The organism is Kribbella flavida DSM 17836, assembly GCF_000024345.1.
Lineage (GTDB): Bacteria > Actinomycetota > Actinomycetes > Propionibacteriales > Kribbellaceae > Kribbella > Kribbella flavida.
Genome location: NC_013729.1, coordinates 7,437,436 through 7,461,351 on the forward strand (window position 1 = coordinate 7,437,436; position 23,916 = coordinate 7,461,351).

Below are 23,916 nucleotides of genomic sequence, written 5' to 3' on the forward strand. Positions count from 1 at the left end.
CGTGTGTTCACCGTCACGTCTGGTGCAACGCACGAACGCGCCCGGAGGTCACGCCTGGTTTCGGGTTTCCACCAAGAAAAACTGGGCTTTCCGGCACGCCATTTCGAACATTTGTTCCCTTGTTTCTGGCGTCTTTGCGAGAATGCGCTGCATGCGACCGTCCGTGCAGCACGTCCACCAGCTCGTCAGCCAGATCCAGCCACTGGACACCCTGGAAGCGGAGCACCGCGACCGCACGGTCCGCTGGCTGGAGAGCACCGACGACATCTACCGTCGCGCCAAGCCGGCCACCCCGACGCCGCACCTGGTGGCGTACGTCGCCGTGCTCGACCCGGCCGACGGCAGCAGCCTGCTGGTCGAGCATCGCAATGCCGGGCTGTGGTTGCCGCCGGGTGGACACGTCGAGCCGGCGGAGGATCCGGCGGATGCTGCGGCGCGCGAGGTCGCGGAGGAGCTGGGGATCGCGGCCGCGTTCGTCGATCCCGGGCGGCGGCCTGCGTTCGTGACGGTGACCGAGACCGTCGGCATCGACAGCGGGCACACTGACGTCAGCCTGTGGTTCGTGGTGGCGGGCCGGCGCGGGATGGAGCTGACGACGGACGGAAGCGAGTTCGGCGGGGTGCGGTGGTGGTCGCCGGCGGAGGTCGCGGCGGCCGGGCAGCGGGTTTTCGACCCGCACTTGCGGCGGTTCCTGACCAAGGTTGCCGCCGGAACGCCTGTTCGAATGTCCGGCTCGGCGCAATTCACAGCGTTTCCTCAGGAACGACACGCCGAAGTCGCCGGGCGGATCCGTAGGCTGGAACGGTGACCATCGAAGACGCCGGAACCAAGGCGCTGGCTGTTCCCGACCGGGAAGCGCCGCTGACCGGGATCGCCACCGTCCAGACCGAGCACCTGATCGGAGACGTCGGTGACGCGTTGCGGCTGCTCGACGCGGTGGAGCGGGTCCGGGGCCACGCGCACCCGTTGATTCTCGGCCTGCAGGACGCGGTCGGCATGAAGATGCCGGCGGCCCTGGTGCTGAGCGCGATCTCGAACGGACGGGCCTCGGCGGCCGAGGTGGCCGAGCAGATCGGGACCAGCCCAGGTGAGGCGGAGCTGGCGATCGCCGAGCTGGTGGCGCTCGGACTGGTCCGGACGGAGCCGACGCTGGCCGTCACCGGGATGGGCCAGGCCCGGCTGGCGCAGCTGGACGCGTTGACGGTGCGGGTGCTCGACGTGATCACCGGGATTCTCGGGCCGACCGACGCCGCCCACCTGGTGCGGCTGCTGCACACCGTTGCCGACGGCCTCGAAACCGCCACCGTCACCGCCGCGGTCAACCAGGTGGTGCCGCACCCCGTCCTGAACAACTGACCCGGCACCGGCCGCCGATGTCGAGAGCAGGCCGATCGCACCGACGTACCTGGTGAGAGAACAAGTCACCCGGTAGGAGGCAGCGATGTTCAGGCAGACGAAGGCGTTCAGCGGGTTCTCGGTGGACGACATCCCGGCGGCGAAGGCGTTCTACGCCGAGACGCTCGGGCTGGAGGTGACCGAACAGAACGGCATGCTGACGCTCCAGATCGCGAGCGGGCACGGGGTGCTGGTCTACCCGAAGCAGGACCACGTGCCCGCGGAGTACACGGTGCTCAACTTCCCGGTGGACGACATCACCGCGGCGGTCCGGGCGCTGGCCGAACGCGGCATCCGCTTCGAGCGGTACGGCGACGACCAGGACGAGCTGGGTATCGCCCGCAACGAGGGCCCACCGATCGCCTGGTTCAAGGACCCGGCGGGCAACGTGCTCTCGGTGATCGAGCAGTGAGTCAGGCGGCGGGGATCGGGTCGTTGTACCTGCCGAGCCTGCCCTCGTAGCGCCGGCCGTCGCGGTGAGGCCAGGCGTAGGCGACGCAGCCGTGCAGGCCCAGGGTCTGCTGCTGCATCACCGGCGCCGGCTGACCCGGGCCGGGGCAGAGCTCGTGCGCCTCGCCGAGCCGGTGGCCGGTCTCGTGGTTGACCATGTACTGCCGGTACGCCGTGAGCGAGCCGCCGTAGTTCGGCACGCCATGCACCCAGCGGGCGATGTTGAGCACGACCCGGTCGCCGATCCGGCAGCTGGTGTAGCGGTCGTAGCCGCCGCCGCAGATCAGGTCCCGGGTCGCGGGCGTGACGAACATCAGCGTGAAGTCGGGGCTCTGGCCCGGCCCGACCTGGCGGAAGCGCCACTTGCCGCCGGCCGTCCAGCCCTGCGGAGCGGCGTACGTGCTCCGGACGAAGTCAGCCAGGGCGGGGCGGTCGATGCCGGCGATGCCGTTCTCGATCGCGATCTCGAAGGTGAGCAGCTTGCCGCCGGTGCCGATCGTCGCGGCGTCCCCCGGCAGGACCGTGTACGAGACCCCACCCGCCTGCGGGTAGCTGATCACCTCCCCGTCGGCGAGGGTGGACTGCGAGGCCTGGCCGCTGCCCGGGCTCGGCTCTGCCGCTGCGTCGTCCTGCCGTTCGGCCTCGCCGGCCGGTGCTCCCGGCTGGGCGGCGGACGGCCGCGCGGTGACGACGCCGACAGGCTCGCGGTCGGACAGGTCGTGCCGGGCGAACGGGCTGGCGGGCAGCTGGACCAGCCCGGCCACCACGACCGCCACCACCACGCCGAGACCGGCGACCCTCAGCTTGCGCATCCCACGACTCCTCACCGCGCCCGGGGCCGAACGCGTTCACACCCTGTTCTTGTCTGCAGGCCAGTTCCCCCTTCTCGGTTCCGCTCCCGTGCCGGGCAGAAGTTGTGATCCGGATCTGACGGGCCTGAGACGCCCTCGTGGGTTTCAGCCTCGGCAGCCTTGTCGCGGCGCCGGAGGTCGGCTTGGATCAGGTGTGACCGAGACGCCCTGGACCCCGCCACCGGCCCACACCGTCCCGACACCGGACGGCCGGCAGGTCGGCTACTGCCTGTACGGCGAACCCGGCGGCGTCCCGGTGATCTTCCACAGCGGCTCGCCGAGCACCCGGTGGAAGCGGCCGGACGTCGTTCGCGCGACCGAGCAGAGCGGGGTGCGGCTGCTGGTCGCCGACCGCCCCGGGTACGGCGACTCGACGCGGCAGCCCGGCCGCACGGTGGCCGACGTGGTCGGGGACGTGCGGCTGCTCGCGGACGCGCAGGGCTGGGACCGGTTCGCGGTGGCCGGAGGTTCCGGCGGCGGTCCGCATGCGCTCGCCTGCGCTGCCCTGCTGCCGGACCGGGTGACCCGCTGTGCGGTGTCGGGCAGCATCGCTCCGCCGCTCGTCGACGGCCCGGCACCGGGTGAGGACGAGCCGGACCCGCGGCGCAATCTCACCTCCTGGCTGGCGGCCCGGGGCGAGCACCGGTTGCGGCCGGAGATCGAGGCGGCGGCGCGGCAGATCATGGCGCTGGTCGACGCCGGCGGCCCCGAGTTTCCGCCCGACCCGGAAGCGCCGGAGGTGGTTGCCCCGCCGGCCCGGGACAGCGCCGCCTCGATGGCCCGGCTGCGGGCGACCTTCGTCGACAGTCACGACGGGTGGGTGGACGACAATCTCGCGTTCGCCCGGGACTGGGGCTTCGCGCTCGACGCGATCGACGGGCCGGTGAGCCTGTGGTTCGGCTCGAAGGACCTGCGCAGCCGGCGGCAGGCGGACCACCTGGCCGCGGCGATTCCCGGGGCGACGCGGCACGAGTACGCCGGCGGCCACGTGCAGAACGAGGCGGCGTACCGGCGGATGCTCGGCTGGCTCGTCAACGCCTGATGCGCAGCCGCTGCGTCGGGTAGCTGCTGTCGACGAAGCCGAGCGAGCGGTAGAGCGGTTCGCCGTCCTGGGTGGCGTGCAGCTCGACCTGGCCGACGTCGGTCTCGTCGCGGAACCAGTCGAGCAGGGCGATCACGCACAGCCGGGCCAGTCCGCGGCGGCGGAAGGCCGGCTCGGTGCTGACGTTGTAGAGGCTGCCGCGGCTGAGCGTCAGGTCCTTGGGGCCCGGTGGGTGCGGGTGGCAGTGGCCGGCCGCTCCGGCGACCACTCCGGCCGTGGGGTCGTCGACGACGAACGCCGCGAAGGTCTCCGGCGCGGCCAGCTGGTCGGCGAAGTAGCGCAACGAGACCTCGCGCCACGGCGCGTCCTCGCCGCCGACCTCGAGACCCATCGCCGCCAGCATCAGGCTGCGCAGCCGGACCAGGGCCGCGGCGTCGTCCGGCTTGGCTCGGCGTACCTGCAGATCGGTCACCGGGGAATTCTGCCGAACTTTCCGGCCACGGACTGAATCGAACCGGATGGACGCCACCCGGGGAGGCGTCCACCCGCCCTGACCCCGGCACGAGTGGAGCCATGTCCCCGAGCGCGACCAGAGCCCGCAGAGCGAGACCTCGCAGCCCCCGGCAACGGACCGGCTTCGGCGCGCTCGCGATCGCCGTGCTCGGCACGCTGCTCCCCGGTACGGCGTACTTGGTGGCCGGGCGCCGACGGCTCGGCGCGGCGCTCACCACCGTCGCGGTCCTGGGGTACGGCGCCACGGCGTACGTCGCGCTGGTCCGCCGCGACGACGCGATCGCCTGGGCCCTGGACCCGGACGTCCTGCTCGGCCTGACCGTCGGGCTCGCGGTGCTCGGCTTGGGCCTGGTCGTCGTCCTGGTCACGTCGTACAAGATGCTGCGGCCGCTGCACACGGGGATCGGGGGCCGGTTGGGCGGGGCGCTGGTGATCGGGCTGGTCTGCTTCTCGATCGCCTCCGGCTCGGCGCTCGGCGCGCACAACCTGGTCGCCCAGCGCAGCCTGGTGACGAAGGTGTTCGCGGGCGGCGAGGCCAAGAGCGGGACCCGCCCGAACGTCGACCAGAAGGACCCGTGGGCGAAACTGCCCCGGCTCAACGTGCTGCTGATCGGCGCCGACGACGGCGAGGGCCGCGAGGGCGCCCGGGCGGACAGCGTGCTTGTCGCGAGCATCGACACCCGGACCGGAACGACCGCGCTGATCTCGCTGCCGCGCAACTTCATGCGGATGCCGTTCCCGAAGGGCACGCCGCTGCACGCGAAGTATCCGACCGGCTACTGGGATCCGCGGGTCGACGAGGACCAGGAGCAGCCGGAGTACTACCTGGACGCGATGTTCCGGAACGTGCCGCGGGACGACGCCGAGCTGCTGGGTGAGTCCGACAACCGGGGCGCCGACGTGCTGAAGCTGTCCGTCGGCGAGGCGCTCGGGCTGCAGCTGCACTACTACGTGCAGGTGAACCTGTCCGGCTTCGAGAAGATGGTGCAGGCACTGGGCGGCATCACGGTCAACATCAACTACCCGGTCCCGGTCGGTGGCGACGACGACAAGGGCATTCCGCCGGGCCGCTACCTGGAGCCCGGCCCGAACCGCAAGCTGAACGGCTTCGACGCGCTGTGGTTCGCCCGCGGCCGGTACAAGGTGCCCGGCGCGGACGTCGCCCGGCAGGCCCGGCAGCGCTGCGTGATCAAGGCGATCGTCGAGCGCGCCACGCCGCAGAACGTGCTGGCCAACTACCGGGACATCGCCGCCGCCGGCGAGCGGCTGATCCGCACCGACCTCCCGCAGACGCTGCTCGGCGACCTGGTCGGGCTGGGCGTCAAGGTGAAGTCCGCGAAGATCACCACGATCGACCTGAACAAGAAGAAGAACTTCCCGAACGGCCGCAACCCGAACTACCCGGCGATGCGCGCGCTGGTCGCGAAGGCGCTGGGCGGCCGCCCGGCGGCCGCCTCCACCCCGCGCCCGACGAGTCGCCCGACGACGACCCGCGGTACTCCGACCGTGAAGCCGTCCACCCCCACCGAGGACCTGTCCGACGCCTGCGCCTACCGCCCGACCGGCTGACCGGCGGCAAGGTCGCTGACGACGGTTCAGGCGTAACGAATGCCCAGGCCGCCGTCGACCGCCCAATTCGCGCCGGTGACGAAGGCGGCGGCCGGAGAAGCCAGGAAGCAGACCACCTCGGCGACGTCCTCGGGGGTGCCGATGCGGCCGAGCGGATGCACGGCGAGCGCGGAGTCGCGGGCACCCGGAATGGTGTCGAAGAACTCCTCGAGCAGATCGGTGGCGATGAAGCCCGGGCTGACCGCGTTGACCCGGACGTCGTGCGGGGCGACGTCGAGGGCGAGGCTGCGGGTCATGCCGACCAGGCCGGACTTCGCCGCGGCGTACGGGAACATGCCGGCGGTGGTCAGGCTGGAGTGGATCGAGGCGATGTTGACGATCGCACCGCGGCGGCTCGCGATCATCGCCGGCAGCACCTGCCGGGCCATCAGCCAGGCGCCCTTGAGGTCGACGTCGAAGACGCTGTCCCACTCGGCCACCGTCATCGCGGTCGCGTCGGCGTACGCGTTCTTGCCGGCGTTGTTGACCAGCACGGTGACCGGGCCGAGCTGCCCGGTGACGTCGCCGACAGCGGTCCGCACCGAGTTCTCCTCGGTGATGTCGCCGACGACCGCGGCGACCCGGGCGCCGGTGGCGGCGATCTGCTCGGCGGTCGCGGTCAGCTCGCCGGGCAGGATGTCGAGCAGCGCGACGGCGGCGCCCTCCGCGGCGGCCTTGACGGCGATCGCGCGGCCGATTCCGCGCGCGGCGCCGGTCACCAGCACGACCTCGTCGGTCAGACGTCCAGACACTACGGCCTCCTTCATCGGTGTAGAAGGCAGCCTAGGCGGTGCGGTCGCCGCCGGCGTAGCGGTCAGCGGGCGAAGGCGCCGGCCTTGGCGGCGGCGGCCGTGGCGCGCGCCAGCCAATCGGCGTCCGCGCGGGACATCGCCCGCCGGCGCAGGACCAGCTGGTGGTAGATCGGCGACGTCGCCGCCATCACGACGTCCTCGGCCGCGGTGTCCGCGGGGATCTCGCCGCGCTCGGCGGCCCGGGTGACCAGCACCGCGCTGCGCTCGTACCGGTCGTCCCAGAAGCGGGTCAACGCGGCGGCTGCCTGCGGCGTACGGAAGGAGGCCGCGATCACGGCGGTCGTGACGGAGGGCCCGCTCGCGAGGGCGGCATGCACCTCGCGGTTCAGCGCGATCAGGTCGGACTCCAGCGAGCCGGTGTCGGCCGGCGCCCAGTGGTCGTCGCGTCCGGCTTCGAGCAGGTCGGACAGCAGCCCGTCGACCGTCTTCCACCGGCGGTAGATCGTCGTGCGGTGCACGCCGGAGCGGGCGGCGACGGCGTCGATGGCGAGGCTTTCGTACCCGTGCTCGGCCAGCTCCTGCTCGGTCGCCCGCAGCACGTCGGAGCGGACCCGCGCGGTGCGGCCGCCGGGACGGGTTGCGAACTGCGGCGAGCTCATGGCATCATCTTAACGCAACATTCGTCGCATTAAGGAGCGCGCCCGTGATCCTCTGACCCGCCGCTGTTCCGGTGGCCCGCACCCGGCCCACCGTTCGAACCCGCGTGTCAGGAGGACACCCATGTCTCCCCAGCTGTCCCTGCAGCAGGTCTCCAAGGCGTACGACCACCGCGTCGTGCTCGACCAGGTCGGCTGCGCGTTCCCGCCGGGCCGGATCAGCGGCCTGATCGGCGAGAACGGTTCCGGCAAGTCCACCCTGCTCCGGCTGCTCGCCGGCGTGGAGCAGCCGGACGACGGAACCGTCACCGTGGTCGCGAGCGGCGGTGTCGGTTTCCTTGCCCAGGACAACCCGTTGCCGCTGCACCTGGACGTCGCGGCGGTCGCCGACCACGCGCTGGCCGACCTGCGGGCGATCGAGTCCCGGCTGCACGAGGTCGAGCAGTTACTTGCCGATGGCAACCTCGAGGTGCTGGACGAGTACGGCGACCTGCAGAGCGCCTTCGAGGCCCGCGAAGGGTACGACGCCGACGCCCGGCTGGCCCGTGCGATGCACGGCCTCGGCCTGTCCGCGCTGCCCGGTGACCGGCGGTTGTCCGAGCTGTCGGGTGGCGAGCTGGCCCGGTTGCACCTGGCGGCCGTTCTCGCCGCGTCACCGGAGGTCCTGCTGCTCGACGAGCCGACCAACCACCTCGACGTCGCCGCGACGGTGTGGCTGGAGGATCACCTCCGGTCCCGCTCCGGTACGACGGTGGTGGTGTCGCACGACCGGGCGTTCCTGGAGCGGGTGGCGTCCACGTTGTTCGAGGTGGATGGCGACACGCACCGGGTGACCCGCTACGGCAACGGGTACGACGGGTACCTCTCCGAGAAGGCCGCCGAGCGAGCCCGCGCAGAGCAGACCCGTCAGCTCTGGGAGGACGAGGTCGCGGCGATGAAACTCGCCGTCGGCACCGCCGCCGACCGGGTCGCGTACGGGCGGCCGATGAGCGACAACAACAAGATGGCCTACGACCGGGCCGGCGGCCGGGTCAACGAGGCGGAGCGCAGCAAGACCCGCAACGCCAAGGAACGGCTCCGGCGGCTGGAAGCCGATCCGCCTCCGGTCCCGGCCAAGCCGTTGCGGTTCGCCGCCTCGCTGCGGACCGCGGGCGCGACGTCCGGTGTGCTGGTGAACGCGGTGGAGGTGTCGGTCCAGGGTCGGCTCGCCCCGGTGTCGCTGGAGGTTCCGGCGGGCGGCCGGGTGCTGATCACCGGCGCGAACGGCGCGGGCAAGTCCACGCTGCTCGACGTGCTGGCGGGCCGGTTGGCACCGGACACCGGCTTCGTCGAGCATCGGGGCCGGCTCGGTTACCTCAGCCAGGAAGTCGTCGAGCCCCGGCCGGACGAGCGGTTGCGCACGGCACTGGCCAGGCACCGGGGCGCCGGCGGGCTCGGTCTGTTCCGGCCTGATCAGTTGCAGACCCGCGTCGGCGCCCTGTCGACGGGTCAACGCCGGCGGCTCGCACTGGCCCGCCTGCTGACCGCCCAGTACGACGTCATGCTGCTCGACGAGCCGACGAACCACCTGTCGCTGGTGCTCGTCGAGGAGCTGGAGGCAGCGCTGGACGCGTATGAAGGTGCCCTGGTCGTGGTCAGCCACGACCGCCGCTTCGTCTCCCGCTGGCGCGGCGAGATTCTCGAACTGAAGGAGAACACCCTTGTCAGTCAGTGAAATCAGCATCGGCGCGCCCGGCGACGGCCCGTACGGCGTGACGCTGCGCGGCACCGAAGTCTGGACCACGCTGGTCCACGCGGGAGCGGTCGCGCGGCTCGCCGACGGCCAAGTGGAACGCTTCGACCTGGCGGCGGACGGCAGCCGGCCGAGCGTGATCGTGGCCGACCGGGACGACGTGCTCTGGTTCACCCGCAGCGGCGATCACCGGATCGGCCGGATCGGGGCGGACGGCACCGTCTCCGCCGTCGAGGTGCCGGGCGGTTCGCCGTACGGGGTGTGCGTCGGGCCGGACGGCGGGATCTGGTTCACGGTGATGGATGCGGACCTGATCGGCCGGATCGGGCCGGACGGCGCCGTCACCGAGCATCCGATCGGGACGCCGGGTGGCTTCCCGGCGCACATCACCAGCGCCGGGGAGGAGCTGTGGTTCACGCTGAACGCGGCGAACGCGATCGGGCGAATGACGGTCGACGGCCAGGTCAGCACGTACCCGCTGCCGACCGAGGGCGCCGGGCCGGTCGGGATCAGCGGCGGGCCGGCGGGCGTGTGGTTCGTGGAGATCCTGGCCGGGCAGGTCGGCCGGATCACGCCGGACGGCACGATCACCGAGTTCCCGCTGCCGGACCGCGACGCGAAACCGCACGCGGTGGTGGCGACGCCGGACGGCGGCTGCTGGGTCACGTTGTGGGGCGCCGGCTCGGTGGTCCGCCTCGACGCCGCCGGGACGGTGGTGACGGCCGTTGCCCTGGGCGACGGGTCGGAGCCGCACGGCCTCGCGGTCGGGCCGGACGGGTCGGTCTGGGTGGCGCTGGAGCAGGGTTCCGTTGCTCACGTTCAGCCTCAGGAGTGAGGTGATTCCCCCGTCGGAGGGAGGCCCCGGCCGCCGCTGACGAGCAGTGTGGAGCCGTGACCACACTGGTGGCGGTTGAAGCTCGTCCGCGGCTGCGGGACGTGCTGGCGGTCGGTCGGCCGGCGTTCTGGATCGTGTCGGTGGTGCCGTACTACGTAGGGATTCTGCTGGCGACGCACCGCTTGGTGCCGCCGGTGGAGCTGTGGCCGCGGCTGCTGGTCGGCGCGGTGGTGATGGGGCCGCTGCTCTGGCTGGCGGTGCTGGCGATCAACGACGCGTACGACCTGCCCGGCGACCTGCTGAACCCGCGCAAGTCCGCGTCGCCGCTGCTCGACGGGCGGGTTTCGGTGCGCCAGGCCAAGCAGCTCGCGGTCGGCGCGGGAGTTGCCGCGCTGCTGGTCGCCTGCTTCGTCGGCTGGGTGTTCACCGCGGGGGTGCTGCTGGCGCTGGTGCTCGGCTGGGCCTACAGCGTGCCGCCGGTCCGGCTGAAGACCCGCGCCGGCTTCGACGTCGCGTCGAACTCGCTGGCCCTCGGCGCCTTCGGCCCGCTGGCCGGCTGGGCCGCGGTGACGCCGGAGCTCGGCGGCTTCCCGTGGGTGATGGCCTTGCAGGGCACACTCGCGGCGATCGGCCTGTACCTGCCGACCACCCTCGCCGATCTGCCGGCTGACCGGGCCGCCGGCTACCGGACGATCGCGGTCCGGCTCGGCGCGAGTACGACGTACCGGCTCGGGTACGCCGCCTGGATCGCGGCGGCGACCCTGTCCGTGCTGCTGGCAGCCCTCGACATGGTGATCCCGCGCAGCATGCTCGCGCTGGAGATCGTGATGGTGCCGGTGCTCGTCGCGGCGTACGGCCGGCTGATCGGGCCAGGCCAGACCTTCCGCCAGGTGATCACGCTCGCCACCCTCTTTCTGATCCCGTGTGCGGCGTTCGCGCTCACCTACACGGGCGTTCTCTAGCCCTCACGCCTCGGCGGCCCGGAGCGTTCCACAGTCATGGACTTCGACTGGGACCAACTGGCCGACGAGCTCGACGCGGTCGGGTGTGCGCTGACTCCCCCGGTGCTCACCGCTGAGCAGTGCGCCGAGATCAGCAGTTGGTACGACGACGCCGAGCGGTTCCGCGCCACGATCGACATGGCGCGCTACCGCTTCGGTTCCGGGCAGTACCGCTACTTCGCCTACCCGCTGCCCGCTGTGATCCGCGAGCTGCGGGAAGCGTTCTACCCGCGGCTGCTGCCGATCGCGCGTGAGTGGGCCGAGCGTCTCAGGCAGCCGGCGCCATGGCCTGATTCGCTGGCTGAATGGCTGGACGCCTGTCATCGGGCAGGGCAGGAACGCCCCACGCCGATCCTGCTGAAGTACCAGGCCGGCGACTGGAACGCGTTGCACCGGGACCTGTACGGCGACCTGGTCTTCCCGCTGCAGGTGGTGATCGGGCTGGACCGGCCCGGCGTCGATCACGACGGCGGCGAGTTCCTGCTGGTGGAGCAGCGGCCTCGGGCGCAGTCGCGAGCAACGGTGACCTCGTTGCCGCAGGGCCGCGGGCTGATCTTCACCACGCGCGACCGGCCGGTGCGGTCGACGCGTGGCTGGTCGGCGGCGCCGGTCCGGCACGGGGTGAGCACCGTGCGGTCAGGGACGCGGCGGACGCTCGGACTGGTTTTTCACGACGCTGCCTGACAGCTCGGCGCCGGCGTGGTCGGCGATGCGCTGACGGAAGGGCTTGGTGGTGAGCGCGCTCTGGAGCTCGGCGAGGAAGTCGGCGAGCGGGTAGGGCAGCTCGCGGTCGAGGGAAGCCAGGGCGGCGGTGGTGGCGGTCCACTCGGCTTCGATGGCCGGAAGCAGCTCGCGGGTGCGGTCGGTGAGGTGCACGATGCGCTGGCGGGCGTCGGTGGGGCCGGGCTCCTGGGTGGTGAAGCCGGCCTTGGTGAGCTGGGCGACCGTCTGGCTCGCGGCCGAGTGGGTGACGCCGACGGCCAGTGCCAGCTCGCGCACCGACAACGGGCCTTGAGCAACCAGTGTGCGCACGATCGGCGAGAACCGCGGCCGGTACTCGGCCAGGCCGAGGTCCCGGTAGACCTTGGCCACGTCCCCGTCGATCTGCTCGAGCAGATGCCGCAACTGGGTGCCGAGCGCGCCGTCCATGGGTACACTCTAACAGCGCTGTCACATCTACCGGAAGGACGTTCATGACCATCGAGCCGTACGACCACGGCCTGCTGGAGGTCGGCGACGGGCACCGCGTGTACTGGGAGGTCTGCGGCAACCCCGAGGGCAAGCCGGCGGTGGTCGTGCACGGCGGGCCCGGCTCGGGAGCAGGGCAGTTCTGGAAGAAGTACTTCGACCTGACGAAGTACAAGCTGGTGCTGTTCGACCAGCGCAACTGTGGTCGCAGCACGCCCGACGCGGGCGACCCGGAAGTGGACCTGAGCACGAACACGACCTGGCACCTGATCGCGGACATGGAGCAGCTGCGCGAGCAACTCGGGATCGAGCGCTGGCTGGTGCTCGGCGCCTCCTGGGGCGCGACGCTGGGACTCGCGTACGCCGAGCAGCACCCGTCCGCGGTGTCGGAGATCGTGCTGTTCAGCGTCACCAACACCACGCGCCGGGAGGTCGAGTGGGTGACCCGGGAGATGGGCCGGGTGTTCCCGGCGGAGTGGGCGCGGTTCCGCGACGGCGTACCGGAGGCGGACCGGGACGGCAACCTCGCGCTCGCCTACAGCCGGCTGCTGCACGACCCGGACCCGGAGGTGCGGGACCGGGCGGCGCGCAACTGGTGCGCCTGGGAGGACACGCACGTCGCCACGCACGGGGCGGGGATCCAGCCCGATCCGCGGTACGACGATCCTCGGTTCCGGCTGCGGTTCGCCCGGCTGGTGTCGCACTACTGGGGCCATGCCGCCTGGTTGGAGGAGGGCGTGCTGGAACGCAAGGCGGACAAGCTGGCCGGGATTCCCGGCGTGCTGATCGTCGGCCGGCTCGACTTCAGCAGCCCGGTCGAGGCCGCGTGGAAGGTCGCCCAGCGCTGGCCGGACGCCGAACTGACAATCGTCGAACACGCCGGTCATGGCGCCGGGCCGGCGGTCGCCGAGCTGGTCACCGACGCGATCGCGACCTTCGCCGACCGCTGATCGACCCGCGCTGTTTACTGACGTTTCGTCTTCGACACGCCACGGTGCGTAACGCTGTGGGCGCGGCCGGTTCAGGCTGGTCGCACCCGACGCGTCCCTCAATCCGCCCCTTGAGGAGTTTCCGTGAAGCGTTTCGTGCTGGCTGCCGTGGTGGCGTTGACCGCGGCGTTCTCCCTGTCCCCCACCGCCCAGGCCGCGACCCGGGCCGATGCCTCGATCGCCGGAGTCACCGGCGTCGGCGTGCACAACGCCTACGTGCAGTCGACGTTCCCGTGGCTGGTCGACGCGCTGGAGTCGGGCGCGTCGATGCTCGAGCTCGACATCTGGCAGAACTTCCTCGGTTCCCGCGCCTACTGGGTCGGCCACGATCCGGGCAACGCCAACAACTGCTCGTCCGCGACCACCTTCGCCGCCCTGCGGTCCGGCTCCCGCAACCAGAGCCTGCCGGCCTGCCTGCGCAACCTCCGCCTCTGGCACGACCAGAATCCGAACCACGCCCCGGTCATTCTCAAGCTGGAGCTGAAGAACGGCTTCGACGGCCGCAACGGCTTCGGGCCGGCCCAGTTCGACGCCCTGCTGACCAACGCCCTCGGCGCCGGCGCGATCCTGCGCCCGGCCGAGGTGAAGGGATCGGCCGCGACCCTGGACGCCGCCGTGCGCGCCAACGGCTGGCCGAGCCGGGAGAGCCTGCGCGGCAGGTTCGTCGTCCTGGTGGAGACCGGGGCGTTCGAGGCCGGCAACCCGCTCGACCACTACGACACCGATCTCGAGTACGCCGACCACCTGATCAGCCTGAACGCCGCCGGAAACCTGGCCGGCGCGACCATGTTCACCACCGTGAACGGCGCCTCCGCCACCGACCCGCGCACCGGCGAGCGCGGCGGCGCCCGGGCCCCGTGGTACGTGACCTTCGACGGCAACGCCAGCACCTGGTACGCCGGCTCGACCGCCTTCTACACGGCGAACAACTACCTGCTGGTCATGGTCGACGCCCACAACGTCGCCCCAGCCATCGACGCCCGTAACCCGACGGTCCAGCAGGCGACCGACCGGGTGCGGCAGCTCGCCGCCCACGGCGCCACCGTCGTCTCCAGCGACTGGACCAACCCCCAGATCGTCTCGCTCACCACGCCCCGAAGCTGAGGCCCCGCCCTCACCGTGTCCTGACCTGGGCCCGCCCTCCCAGGTCAGGACGCGGCGGCGGTGTACCGGGCGGCGAGCTGGGCCGCGGCCGCCTTCAGCTCCGGCGGGCCGACGAACTCCAGGTCGCACTCGAACATGCCGAAGGCCGCCGCCAGCCCGGTCCACGACCAGCCGGGCAGGATCAGCCGGCAGCTCGTCGGGGTGAGCTCCTCGACCACCGCCTCCCGGCCGGCCCAGCCCGCGATGTCGGCCGCCTTCGCCTGCAGGATCGCCTCGCCCCGGCAGGCCCACCGCGGCTGGCTGCTGAACCGGGAGGAGATGTACGTCGCGACATCCGGCGCGGGCAGGTCGCGCGGCGTGAAGCGCGGCCCGGCCGGCGACTTCGGCCGCATCCGGTCGACCCGGAACGTGCGCCAGTCCTTGCGCTCCAGGTCCCAGCCGACCAGGTACCAGCGGCCGCCCCACGTCACCAGGTGGTGCGGCTCGACCTTGCGCGGCGGCACCCACTCGCCGGACTCCGCACCCGGCGACGCGTAGTCGAAGCGCAGTACCTCGCGGGCGCGCACCGCCGTACCGACCGCGATCAGGATCTCGGAGTCGACCTTCGTGCGCGCGGAGCCGGCCCACCGGTCGACCGTCGTCACCTGCAGGGCGTCGACGCGTTGCCGCAGCCGGGCGGGCATCACCTGCCGGACCGTGGCGAGCGCCCGCAACGCGCCCTCCTCGATCCCGGTGACGGTGGTGGTCGCGGTCTGCAGCGCGACGGCGACCGCGATCGCCTGGTCGTCGTCGAAAAGCAGCGGCGGCAGGTCGGCCCCGGCGTCCAGCCGGTAGCCGCCGTCCGGGCCTTTGCTGGCCCGGACCGGGTAGCCGAGGTCGCGGAGCCGGTCCACGTCGCGGCGGACCGTGCGCGGACTCACTTCCAGCCGTTCGGCCAGCAGCGCACCGGGCCAGTCACGCCGGGCCTGGAGCAGGGACAGCAGCGCGAGCAGTCGAGCCGAGGTTTCGGACATGTCCTCAGATTGCCAGAAGTGGCGGCCAGAACCTGTCCTCTTCTCCTGGAAAGGTCGTTCTCACCAGCCCCGATGAAGGAGACACCCCGTGATCAGCACCCGAGAGCTCACCAAAGACTTCGTGGTGAGCCGTACCGAGACCGTGCACGCGGTCCGCGGCATCAGCCTCGACGTCGCACCCGGCGAACTGGTCGCCGTGCTCGGCCCGAACGGCGCCGGCAAGACCACCACGCTGCGGATGCTCACCACCCTGATCGCCCCGACCTCCGGCACCGCGACCGTCGCCGGGTACGACGTGCGCAGCGACCCGGCCCGGGTCCGCCGGCGGATCGGGTACGTCGGCCAGGGCAACGGCGCCGGCCACTCGCAACGGGTCGGCGACGAACTGCTCGGCCAGGGCGCCATCTACGGGATGGACCGCCGGGCGGCGAAGCGGCGGACGGCGGAACTGCTGGAGAACCTGGAGCTGAAGGAGCTCGCCCAGCGCAAGGTGTCCGAGCTGTCGGGTGGGCAGCGGCGCCGGTTGGACGTCGCGATGGGACTGGTGCACGCGCCCGGCCTGCTGTTCCTGGACGAACCCTCGACCGGCCTGGACCCGCAGAACCGGGCGAACCTGTGGCAGCACATCCTGCGGATGCGCGAGCAGCACGCGATGACCATCGTGCTCACCACGCACTACCTGGACGAGGCCGACTCGATGGCCGAACGGGTGGTTGTGGTCGACCACGGCGAGGTGATCGCCGACGACACCGCCGAGGTGCTGAAGACCCGGCTGGCCGGCGACCGGATCGTCCTGACGGTTGCTGCCAGCAACCACTCGCGGATCCAGGAGCTGGCCGAGCGGTTGCCCGGCGCCCGGGAGTTCACCAGCACCGGGGACCAGGTCAGCGTGCGGGTCACCGACGGACCCGGAGCGCTGCCGATCCTGCTCGGCGCGGCCCAGCAGGACGGCGTACCGGTGGCCGCGGCGCAGGTGCACCGCCCGACGCTCGACGACGTGTTCCTCAACCTGACCGGCCGCAGCCTGCGCGAGGCCGACACCGACGGAAAGGCCGCAGCATGAGCACCCTGACTGTTTCCCCGGGGACGGCGACGCCGAGCGTCGAGGTCGCCGACCGCAATCTGCTGCGCGACATCCGGATCGTGATGGGCCGTGAGCTGCGGCCGGTGCTGCGGGACCCGTTCACGCTGCTGTTCGGCATGATCCAGCCGCTGATCTTCCTGGGCCTGTTCGGGCCGCTGCTGGCCGGATCGATGGGCGGCACGCTGGACGGCGGGGTCTGGCAGTGGTTCGTGCCGGCGATCCTGGTGATGACGACGCTGTTCGGTACCTCGGCGACCGGGTCGAACCTGCTGATGGAGTTCCAGACCGGGGCACACGAGCGGATGCTGGTGACGCCGCTGTCCCGGTCGTCACTGCTGATCGGCCGGGCGCTGAAGGAGATGGTGCCGCTGTTCGGGCAGGCGGTGATCGTGATCGCCGTGATGGTGCCGTTCGGGTTCGAGCTGCACCTGGCCGGCGCGGTGGTCGGGCTGGCACTGCTGGCGGTCTTCGGGGTCGGGCTCGGCGCGTTCAGCTACGCGCTCGCGATCGCGGTCCGCAAGCAGGACTGGATGTTCTGGGTGGTCCAGCAGACCTTCCTGTTCCCGCTGATGATCCTGTCCGGGATGCTGCTCCCGCTGGAGACCGGGCCGGGCTGGATGCGGGCCGCCTCGAAGTTCAACCCGCTGACGTACCTCGTCGACGCGGAGCGCACGCTGTTCTCCGGCGACGTGCTGTCGGCGCCGGTCCTGTGGGGCTTCGTCGCCGCCCTCGTCACCGCCGCCCTCGGCCTGACGGTCGGCATCCGGACGATGCTGCGGTCCGCGGACTGACCTGCGACCACCGACAGGACCTCGAGCCCCCCCGGGCCCGAGGTCCTGTCGGCGTCCTAGCGGAGGTGGGCGGCCGACACCTCGGCGAGATGGATCAGCACGTCGTACGACGCGCTGAGCGCGACCTTCGAGTCCGGCCACGGGTAGGCGGTACCGATGTCGCGGGTCGGTCGCTTCACCTGCAGCCAGGCCTTCGTGCTGCGCGGCAGCGTCCGCAGGTCGACGAAGTAGTCGCGGTAGGCGACCCGGTCCAGCGTGTGCTCGTTGTTGCCGGCCGCCGCCGGGCCGAGCGTGAAGCGGCGCATCGCGCCGTTCGGGTCGTTCACGTCCAGGGCGTTGAACGACCCGTGGTCGAAGCTCAGCCCGACCGCCACGTAGTCCTTGCCGAGCTGCTCCCGGAGGAACTGGCCCTGGATCTTCGGGTACTGCTCCGGCATCGAGGTCTCCAGCGCGATGTGACCGTTGTGCGCGGACAGCAGCGTCCGGGCTCCGGTCGTCCGGGCCCACCACGCGGTGTTCTCGGCCATCACCTGGTCGCGGAACCGCATCGCCGACGGCAGCACCGCCGGGTCCTCGATGTCCATCGCGAAGAACTTCGCCACCTGCCAGATCGTGCGGGCGTGCTGCACCGTCCAGGTCCGTCCCGGGCTCGCCGGCAGCGACTCCACCCGGGCGAGTGCCTGCCGGGTCGCCGCCTCGGTCTTCAGCCGCTCGGCCAGCGGCTTCGCGACGTACTGCGCGGTCCAGTCGGCGGCGTTCGCGCCGGACCGGATGCCGGCGTACAGGCGGGTGAGCTCGGGGACGAGCGCGGGCCGGACCTTGCCGGCGGACGCCGTGACCAGGTCGAGCAAGGCCGGGGAGACGTAGCCGAGGTCGTTGCCGACGAAGTGCAGCTTGCGGGCGTGCGTCCGGTTGTAGTCGCGCATCCACTCGATCAGGTCGAGGTACTCCTCGGCGTTCCAGAACTGGTACGACCCCTGGAACTCGTGCTGCATGATCGCCCGCGGATCACCGACGCCGTGCACGACGTACCGGTCGAGGGCTACGCCGGTGCTCCAGCTGGCCTCCAGCGAGAAGGCGGTGAAGCCGCGCTGCTCGGCCAGGGCCCGGAAGAGCCGGTGCTTGAGAGTGAAGAACTCGCTCGAGCTGTGGGTCGCCTCGCCGACGCCGACCACCTGGGCGTTGCCAACCATCCGGACCAGCGGGCGCAGGTCGCGCAGCGGGCCGGTCGGGTCGGTGGACAGCAGGGGGTAGGCGGCGCGGTTCAGGGCCGGCACCGGGTTCTGGGTGGCGACGACCGCGCCGTACGGCGCGGTGGTCGACTGTCCATGCGCCGGCGCAGCGGTGTCGCTGCGCGGCGCAGCGCCGAGGGCGGTTGCCGCGGGCAACGCGGCGGTGGTCAGCAGGGCAGCGGCCGCCAGGGAGGCGGCGACGCGGCGGTTTCGCTTCATCGGAGATCCTTCGCAGAGTCGGAATCAAGTGACTCCCACCCTTCCGCGCACGGCCGCACGACCCCATCCCGCAGAGGCCCGAAGCGATGGTGGAGCCAGCTCTACCCCGCGCTGGTCACCGCCAGGATGGCCGGGACGGCGGTGTCCCAGGTCGGCTCGGGCAGTTCGTGACCGGCGCCGCCGAGCAGGACCAGCCGCGCATCGGGAATCTCGCGGGCGAGCGCCTCGCCGTGCGCGGGCGGGAAGAGCGGGTCCTCGGTCCCGTGCAGGACCAGCACCGGCACCCTGATCTCGCCGAGGCGGGGACGCAGCGGCGGGGTGTCGTCGTCGGGAAGGATCCAGTGGTTGGTCATCGCCGACTCCAGGTCCGTCGTGCGGGCGATCATCGCGCGGACCAGGGCGCGGCGGGCCGGTTCGTCGTACGGGAGGGTGCCGGCGTACAGCTTCTCCGCGGCGATCAAGGCGTCGACGGCCGCGTCCGGGTCGGACCAGTCGGTCGGTGTTGCCTCGGTCGCGAAGGCGGCCTTGATCCGGTCGGCGGCCGGTGGCAGGTCGTCGCCGAGCGGGCTGGTCGCGATCAGCGTCAGGCTGCGGACCCGGTCGGGGAAGTCGAGCACGAGTTGCTGGGCGATCCCGCCGCCCATCGAGAGACCGGCGACGTGCGCCCGGCCGATGCCGAGGGCATCCAGAATGCCGACCGGGTCGCGGACCAGATCGGTCCCGGTGTACCCCGGCTTGCCCGGCGGGTAACTGACCGAGCGGCCGGTGTCGCGGTGGTCGTACCGGACGACGTACCGCGGACCGGCGGCCAGCAGCTCGCAGAACGCGGTCTCCCAGTAGTCCATCGAGGCCGCCGCCCCGTGGATCAGCAGGATCGGCGGGTCGGCCGGGTCACCGAAGGTCTCGACGCACAGCTCGACGCCGTGCACGTTCAGCAGCTGCTCGGACAACCCGCTCACCTCACCTCGTCGACGGTGAACCCAGTAGAGCATCCGGCCGGTGCGTCACCGGCCGGCCGGCTGCTGCCACCCGGGACCGGTTGCGCCTTCGGACGCCGGCGCGGCCTTCGCGTCGGCGCCGCCGGCCAGAGCCAGCCCGAAAGCCAGGACGCCGAGGGCGCAGGCGACCGCGCGCAGGTTGTTGGCCGGGTTCCACTTGGCCAGGTAGGCCGACCACTCGGCCGCGCCGGCCGCCGACGCCGGATCGACGGCGGCCAGCTGGTCGTTGAGCGGGATGTTGATCGCGAAGCTGACCACGACCACCCCGATCAGGTAGAGCGCGGCGCCGGCGACCAGCCACCATCGGCCGGGAGTGTCCCGGACGAAGGCCAGCACGGCCAGCGCCAGACAGACCAGGGCGGTGCCGACGAACACCAGCAGGAACAGCGGGTTCTGGATGCGGACGTTGATCAGGTTCATCGCCGTCGCGCCCTGCCCGGCCGGCATCCGCTGCAGTGACCCCATCACGGCGGTGCCGAAGGCGAAGAACACCCCGCCCATCAGCGCCGTACCGAGCAGGGCGGCCAGGGTGAGGATCCGGGTGACGGTCATGCCGACCACACCCCGGTCCGCGCGGTCTCCCGGGCCCAGTCGGTGAAGTCCCGCGGAGCGCGACCGAGGACCTCGCGCACCCCGTCGTCGGACAGGTACTCCGACCGGTGGTGCCGGATCACCGCGAACAGGTCGCGGACCGACTCGGCGTCCTCCCGCGGCAGCCCGATGCCCATCAGCTCGGTGACGTGCTGCTCGGGGTCCAGGTCGGCGTACCGGATCTCGCGGCCGGTCGCCGCGGACAGCTCGGCCGCGACCTCGGCCATCGTCAGCGTGCGCGGCCCGGACAGCGAGTAGATCCGGCCGGTGTGCGACGGGTCCAGCAGGACGGTTGCCATCACGTCGCCGATGTCGTCGGCGTCGATCCATGCCTCCGCTCCGGTGCCGGCCGAGACGCGCAGCTCGCCGGCCAGTACGTGGTCGACCAGGAAGTCCTCGCTGAAGCCCTGCATGAACCACGCGGGCCGCACGATCGTCCAGTCGGCGCCGCTGTCCTTGACCGCCTGCTCCAGCTCGACGCTGCTCTCGTAGACGGCGAACTCCCGCTCCGGGCTGCCGACGCCGCGGCCGGACAGCAGCACCACCCGACGCAGCCCCTCGGCCGCCGCCTGCCGGACGAAGCGGCCCGCCTGCGCCAGCCCGGCCGGCCCGACCGGGGGTGCGAGGTACGCCGTCTTGCTGCCGGCCACCGTGCCCGCCCACGTGCTCTCGTCGTACCAGTCGAAGCGCTGCTCGCTCGATCGCGAGGCCGTCCGGACCGGTACGCCGCGTGCCGCGAGCTGCTGCACCACGCGCCGGCCGGTCTTGCCCTTACCACCCAGGATCAGAATCGGTGTTGTTGTCATGGCTTCAGTCCACCGTTCTCAGGTGAGACAAACCATGGCTGCGCGACGCATTTCCATGTTTGAGAGTCTCAGCTAGGGTCTCTGGTATGGATGTGCTCGACGATCTGCTCGCCGGCGCCCGTGCCCGGGGCGGAGTGTTCAACCTGACCGTGCTCGACCCGCCGTGGGGTCTGCACATCGTCGACGAGGCACCGCTGGCCCTGGCCACCCTGGTCCGCGGCGCGGGCTGGATCCTGCGCGGTGACCAGCCGCCGGTCCGGCTGGACCGAGGCGACGTCGCGGTGCTCAGCGGCCCCGAACCGTACGTCGTCGTGGATGCGCCGGACACCGCGCCGCAACTGCGGATCCATCCCGGCGGCCGCTGCGAACCGTTGCCCGGGGCACCTGTCGACTACAGCGCCCGGCTCGGTGTTCGCACCCACGGCGGCCGGCCCGAGGGCGAGGCGATGATCGTCAGCGGGACCTACCAGCTGGAGGGCGACGTCAGCCGCCGGTTGCTGGCCGCCCTGCCGCCGGTGCTCGTGGTGCCGGCCGACGAGGTGGCCGGGCCGGTGATGGAGATGGTGCTCGGCGAGATCCAGCGCGACGAGCCCGGCCAGCAGAGCGTGCTCGACCGGTGGCTCGACCTGGCCCTGATCACCACTCTGCGGGCCTGGTTCGCCCGGCCGGAATCGCACGCCCCTGGCTGGTACCAGGCGCAGGCCGACCCGGTGGTCGGGCTCGCGCTCCGGCTGCTGCACGAGGACCCCGCCCATCCGTGGAGCGTCGTCGAGCTGGCGAACCGGACCGGCGTCTCCCGCGCCAGCCTGGCTCGCCGTTTCACCGCCCTGGTCGGCGAGGCCCCGATGTCGTACCTGACCGGCTGGCGCATCACGCTCGCGGCCGACCTGCTGCGCGAGACCGGCGACACCGTCGAGTCGATCGCCCGCCGGGTCGGCTACGCGAACGCGTTCGCGCTGTCCGTCGCCTTCAAACGCGTCCGCGGCACCAACCCGACCGCCCACCGCAGGGCGACGGCGGCCTAGGCTGTTGGTCGACACGCCCCTAGCGGGTTGTCGTCTCGAGAAAGGCCAGGGCCTGCGGCCACGCCAGCTGGAACGCCTCGGCGTTGGCCGGCTTGTCATGCCGGCCCCGGTCGGAGAAGCCGTGGTCCGCGCCGGGGTGGAACAGGCTGACGGTGGCCCCGCGCTGACGGGACTGCAACGACGCCTGCAACGCCTCGAAGTCGGCGACCGGGACGAGCGTGTCGGCGCTCGGGTACGCCACCATCACCGGCGCGGTGATCGCGGCGGCCTCGGCGATGGCGTCGTACGTGTGCTGGGGCGCCAGGTCCGACGGGACCGTCGGATGCAAGGCGGCGACCCCGGCCAGCCGGTGTTCCCTTGCCGCGAGCAACAAAGCTAGCCGGCCACCCAGGCACCAGCCGAGAACTCCGGCCGCGCGGCAACCGAGCTCGCCGAGCAGATGGTCGAGCAACGTCCGGTGCTCGGCGAGAACGGTGTCGTCGTCCATCGCCAGCAGCAGGCGGCTCAGCTCGTCGATGCTGGTGTCGTCGCTGCTGGGTCCGTGGAACGGGTCCCAGACCAGTGCGGTGATCCCCCGCCCGGCCAGCTCGTCGGCCCAGTCCCGGACCTGCGCTCCGATACCGGTGATCATCGGCAGCATCAGCGTCCCGGCGCCACCTGCCGCTCCCCGGGCCAGGTACGCGGTCAACTCTGCGACGGTGACGGTTTCTCCCATGGACCGCCACGGTACCCACCGCTTCCGGAGCGGTGGCCGACCAGGTCCGTCCTGCCGACCCTGGGGGGAATGCGCGATCCATCGGTGGCGTTCTTGTCCATGACTTTGATGACTCGTCACCAAAGTGCGGACACCCAGGTCCTGGGCGCCTGGTGCGGAGGATCGTCCCGGCCCGAACCCGGCCGGCGGAGGAAAGGAACTGCGTGATGGCAACCGTCTCGTTCAAGGGTGCGACCCGGGTCTACCCAGGCAGCGACACCCCTGCCGTGAACCAGCTCGACCTGGACATCGCCGACGGCGAGTTCATGGTCCTGGTCGGCCCGTCCGGCTCCGGCAAGTCGACCGCGCTGCGCATGCTCGCCGGGCTGGAGGAGGTCAACGACGGCGCGATCTTCATCGGGGACCGGGACGTGACCGACCGTCCGCCGAAGGAGCGGGACATCGCGATGGTGTTCCAGAACTACGCGCTGTACCCGCACATGTCGGTCGCCGACAACATGGGCTTCGCGCTGAAGATGCAGGGACTCGGCAAGGACGAGCGGGCCAAGCGCGTCGCCGAGGCGGCCAAGCTGCTCGGCCTGGAGCAGTACCTGGACCGCAAGCCGAAGGCGCTGTCCGGCGGTCAGCGGCAACGTGTCGCGATGGGCCGGGCGATCGTGCGCGACCCGCAGGTCTTCCTGATGGACGAGCCGCTGTCGAACCTCGACGCGAAACTCCGGGTCCAGACCCGCACCCAGATCGCCGAGCTGCAGCACCGGCTGGGCGTCACCACGGTGTACGTCACGCACGACCAGATCGAGGCGATGACGATGGGCGACCGGGTCGCGGTCCTCAAGGACGGCCTGCTCCAGCAGGTCGACACCCCGCTGAACCTGTACGACGCCCCGAAGAACAAGTTCGTCGCGGGCTTCATCGGCTCGCCGGCGATGAACCTGATCGAGGCCGAGATCGTCGACGGCGGCGCGAAGATCGGCGACTACGTGGTCCCGATCGAGCGGGCCCTGCTGGCGCAGGCCGGTGACGACCGCACGCTGACGCTCGGCATCCGGCCGGAGGCGTTCCACCTCGCCGACGAGGGCCTGCCGGTCAAGGTCTCGGTGGTCGAGGAGCTCGGCTCCGACGCGTACCTCTACGGCACCGCCGAGCACACCACGAACCAGCAGGTCATCGCGCGCATCGGCACCCGGACCCGGAGCGAACCCGGCCAGGTCGTCCACCTGGCGCCGCAGCCCGACAAGCTGCACCTGTTCTCCACCTCCACCGAGGAACGGCTGACCGCCTGACCTCCCGATTCCGTAGTACGGCCTTCGGCTCGACACGTACTAC

Annotated in this window: 26 protein-coding genes; 15 read left to right on the forward strand and 11 right to left on the reverse strand. The window is 71.7% G+C overall.

Annotated features, from left to right (window positions below; genetic code table 11):
- The first annotated feature begins 22 nt into the window (after window positions 1-22).
- The 3 genes from KFLA_RS34520 to KFLA_RS34530 all read left to right on the forward strand — a co-directional run bounded on the left by KFLA_RS34520 (window position 23) and on the right by KFLA_RS34530 (window position 1,807).
- Window positions 23-808, forward strand: a complete 786-nt coding sequence (locus KFLA_RS34520; RefSeq protein ID WP_202797058.1) for an NUDIX hydrolase — start codon at window positions 23-25, stop codon at window positions 806-808.
- The gene (locus KFLA_RS34525) at window positions 805-1,356 is read left to right on the forward strand and encodes a MarR family transcriptional regulator (RefSeq protein WP_012924488.1); all 552 of its coding nucleotides are present in this window, start codon (window positions 805-807) and stop codon (window positions 1,354-1,356) included. The genes KFLA_RS34520 and KFLA_RS34525 overlap by 4 nt, the downstream gene beginning before the upstream one ends.
- Before the next feature lie 85 nt (window positions 1,357-1,441).
- Window positions 1,442-1,807 carry a VOC family protein gene (locus KFLA_RS34530; RefSeq protein WP_012924489.1) on the forward strand — a complete coding sequence of 122 codons (366 nt, stop codon included), beginning with the start codon at window positions 1,442-1,444 and terminating at the stop codon, window positions 1,805-1,807.
- A 1-nt stretch (window position 1,808) separates the two neighbouring features.
- On the opposite strand, the gene KFLA_RS36985 is transcribed toward KFLA_RS34530, so the two are convergent.
- Window positions 1,809-2,657 (reverse strand): DUF3152 domain-containing protein, encoded by an 849-nt coding sequence (locus KFLA_RS36985; RefSeq protein WP_012924490.1) that lies wholly within the window; start codon window positions 2,655-2,657, stop codon window positions 1,809-1,811.
- A gap of 193 nt (window positions 2,658-2,850) precedes the next feature.
- Here KFLA_RS36985 and KFLA_RS34540 point away from each other — a divergent pair, with 193 nt between their 5' ends.
- Window positions 2,851-3,738, forward strand: a complete 888-nt coding sequence (locus KFLA_RS34540; protein WP_012924491.1) for an alpha/beta fold hydrolase — start codon at window positions 2,851-2,853, stop codon at window positions 3,736-3,738.
- On the opposite strand, the gene KFLA_RS34545 is transcribed toward KFLA_RS34540, so the two are convergent.
- Entirely contained in the window at window positions 3,728-4,210 is a 483-nt protein-coding gene (locus KFLA_RS34545; protein ID WP_041289622.1) for a GNAT family N-acetyltransferase, read from the reverse strand. The two genes, KFLA_RS34540 and KFLA_RS34545, sit on opposite strands and share 11 nt — an antisense overlap.
- A gap of 101 nt (window positions 4,211-4,311) precedes the next feature.
- On the opposite strand from KFLA_RS34545, the gene KFLA_RS34550 reads away from it, so the two are divergent.
- Window positions 4,312-5,820, forward strand: coding sequence for an LCP family protein (locus tag KFLA_RS34550; protein WP_012924493.1), 1,509 nt, complete (start codon window positions 4,312-4,314; stop codon window positions 5,818-5,820).
- 26 nt (window positions 5,821-5,846) lie between these two features.
- Here the strand turns inward: KFLA_RS34550 and KFLA_RS34555 are convergent, their stop codons facing one another.
- Together KFLA_RS34555 and KFLA_RS34560 are read right to left on the reverse strand one after the other, a co-directional pair.
- Window positions 5,847-6,611: an SDR family NAD(P)-dependent oxidoreductase gene (locus KFLA_RS34555; RefSeq protein WP_012924494.1), complete on the reverse strand. Its 765-nt coding sequence runs from the start codon at window positions 6,609-6,611 to the stop codon at window positions 5,847-5,849.
- 62 nt (window positions 6,612-6,673) lie between these two features.
- A complete protein-coding gene (locus KFLA_RS34560; protein ID WP_012924495.1) occupies window positions 6,674-7,270 on the reverse strand; it encodes a TetR/AcrR family transcriptional regulator in 597 nt (198 codons plus the stop codon).
- 121 nt (window positions 7,271-7,391) lie between these two features.
- Between KFLA_RS34560 and KFLA_RS34565 the strand changes: the two genes are divergently transcribed.
- From KFLA_RS34565 to KFLA_RS34580, 4 genes are read left to right on the forward strand one after another with little or no spacing between them, the layout of a single operon-like run.
- Window positions 7,392-8,981, forward strand: a complete 1,590-nt coding sequence (locus KFLA_RS34565; RefSeq protein ID WP_012924496.1) for an ABC-F family ATP-binding cassette domain-containing protein — start codon at window positions 7,392-7,394, stop codon at window positions 8,979-8,981.
- Window positions 8,968-9,834 carry a Vgb family protein gene (locus KFLA_RS34570; protein WP_012924497.1) on the forward strand — a complete coding sequence of 289 codons (867 nt, stop codon included), beginning with the start codon at window positions 8,968-8,970 and terminating at the stop codon, window positions 9,832-9,834. Before KFLA_RS34565 ends, KFLA_RS34570 begins: the two co-directional genes overlap by 14 nt.
- Window positions 9,835-9,890: 56 nt before the next feature.
- The gene (locus KFLA_RS34575) at window positions 9,891-10,796 is read left to right on the forward strand and encodes a UbiA prenyltransferase family protein (RefSeq protein ID WP_012924498.1); all 906 of its coding nucleotides are present in this window, start codon (window positions 9,891-9,893) and stop codon (window positions 10,794-10,796) included.
- 36 nt (window positions 10,797-10,832) lie between these two features.
- A complete protein-coding gene (locus tag KFLA_RS34580; RefSeq protein WP_012924499.1) occupies window positions 10,833-11,519 on the forward strand; it encodes a 2OG-Fe(II) oxygenase in 687 nt (228 codons plus the stop codon).
- On the opposite strand, the gene KFLA_RS34585 is transcribed toward KFLA_RS34580, so the two are convergent.
- Complete coding sequence (locus KFLA_RS34585) at window positions 11,472-11,984, reverse strand: MarR family winged helix-turn-helix transcriptional regulator (protein ID WP_012924500.1); 513 nt, start codon at window positions 11,982-11,984, stop codon at window positions 11,472-11,474. The genes KFLA_RS34580 and KFLA_RS34585 overlap by 48 nt on opposite strands.
- A 44-nt stretch (window positions 11,985-12,028) precedes the next feature.
- Here KFLA_RS34585 and pip point away from each other — a divergent pair, with 44 nt between their 5' ends.
- Together pip and KFLA_RS34595 are read left to right on the forward strand one after the other, a co-directional pair.
- A complete protein-coding gene (gene pip, locus KFLA_RS34590; RefSeq protein WP_012924501.1) occupies window positions 12,029-12,973 on the forward strand; it encodes a prolyl aminopeptidase in 945 nt (314 codons plus the stop codon).
- 123 nt (window positions 12,974-13,096) lie between these two features.
- Window positions 13,097-14,116: a phosphatidylinositol-specific phospholipase C domain-containing protein gene (locus KFLA_RS34595; RefSeq protein WP_012924502.1), complete on the forward strand. Its 1,020-nt coding sequence runs from the start codon at window positions 13,097-13,099 to the stop codon at window positions 14,114-14,116.
- 44 nt (window positions 14,117-14,160) lie between these two features.
- On the opposite strand, the gene KFLA_RS34600 is transcribed toward KFLA_RS34595, so the two are convergent.
- Window positions 14,161-15,129, reverse strand: a complete 969-nt coding sequence (locus KFLA_RS34600) for a helix-turn-helix transcriptional regulator (protein WP_012924503.1) — start codon at window positions 15,127-15,129, stop codon at window positions 14,161-14,163.
- 88 nt (window positions 15,130-15,217) lie between these two features.
- Between KFLA_RS34600 and KFLA_RS34605 the strand changes: the two genes are divergently transcribed.
- Complete coding sequence (locus KFLA_RS34605; RefSeq protein ID WP_012924504.1) at window positions 15,218-16,192, forward strand: ATP-binding cassette domain-containing protein; 975 nt, start codon at window positions 15,218-15,220, stop codon at window positions 16,190-16,192.
- Entirely contained in the window at window positions 16,189-17,004 is an 816-nt protein-coding gene (locus KFLA_RS34610; RefSeq protein ID WP_012924505.1) for an ABC transporter permease, read from the forward strand. The genes KFLA_RS34605 and KFLA_RS34610 overlap by 4 nt, the downstream gene beginning before the upstream one ends.
- Window positions 17,005-17,060: 56 nt before the next feature.
- Here the strand turns inward: KFLA_RS34610 and KFLA_RS34615 are convergent, their stop codons facing one another.
- From KFLA_RS34615 to KFLA_RS34630, 4 genes are all read right to left on the reverse strand, one after another.
- On the reverse strand, window positions 17,061-18,455 hold the full coding sequence (locus KFLA_RS34615; RefSeq protein ID WP_012924506.1) for an erythromycin esterase family protein: 1,395 nt from the start codon (window positions 18,453-18,455) through the stop codon (window positions 17,061-17,063).
- Between the two features lie 101 nt (window positions 18,456-18,556).
- Window positions 18,557-19,414 carry an alpha/beta fold hydrolase gene (locus KFLA_RS34620; RefSeq protein ID WP_012924507.1) on the reverse strand — a complete coding sequence of 286 codons (858 nt, stop codon included), beginning with the start codon at window positions 19,412-19,414 and terminating at the stop codon, window positions 18,557-18,559.
- Window positions 19,415-19,459: 45 nt separating this feature from the next.
- Window positions 19,460-20,005 carry an anthrone oxygenase family protein gene (locus tag KFLA_RS34625; protein WP_012924508.1) on the reverse strand — a complete coding sequence of 182 codons (546 nt, stop codon included), beginning with the start codon at window positions 20,003-20,005 and terminating at the stop codon, window positions 19,460-19,462.
- Window positions 20,002-20,850: an NAD(P)H-binding protein gene (locus KFLA_RS34630; RefSeq protein WP_012924509.1), complete on the reverse strand. Its 849-nt coding sequence runs from the start codon at window positions 20,848-20,850 to the stop codon at window positions 20,002-20,004. Before KFLA_RS34630 ends, KFLA_RS34625 begins: the two co-directional genes overlap by 4 nt.
- A gap of 86 nt (window positions 20,851-20,936) precedes the next feature.
- Between KFLA_RS34630 and KFLA_RS34635 the strand changes: the two genes are divergently transcribed.
- Window positions 20,937-21,875 (forward strand): AraC family transcriptional regulator, encoded by a 939-nt coding sequence (locus KFLA_RS34635; protein WP_012924510.1) that lies wholly within the window; start codon window positions 20,937-20,939, stop codon window positions 21,873-21,875.
- Window positions 21,876-21,894: 19 nt separating this feature from the next.
- Here KFLA_RS34635 and KFLA_RS34640 read toward each other — a convergent pair whose 3' ends face one another.
- Window positions 21,895-22,590, reverse strand: coding sequence for a dienelactone hydrolase family protein (locus tag KFLA_RS34640; RefSeq protein WP_012924511.1), 696 nt, complete (start codon window positions 22,588-22,590; stop codon window positions 21,895-21,897).
- A 206-nt stretch (window positions 22,591-22,796) separates the two neighbouring features.
- Between KFLA_RS34640 and KFLA_RS34645 the strand changes: the two genes are divergently transcribed.
- Complete coding sequence (locus KFLA_RS34645) at window positions 22,797-23,873, forward strand: ABC transporter ATP-binding protein (RefSeq protein WP_012924512.1); 1,077 nt, start codon at window positions 22,797-22,799, stop codon at window positions 23,871-23,873.
- The last annotated feature ends 43 nt before the right edge of the window (window positions 23,874-23,916 follow it).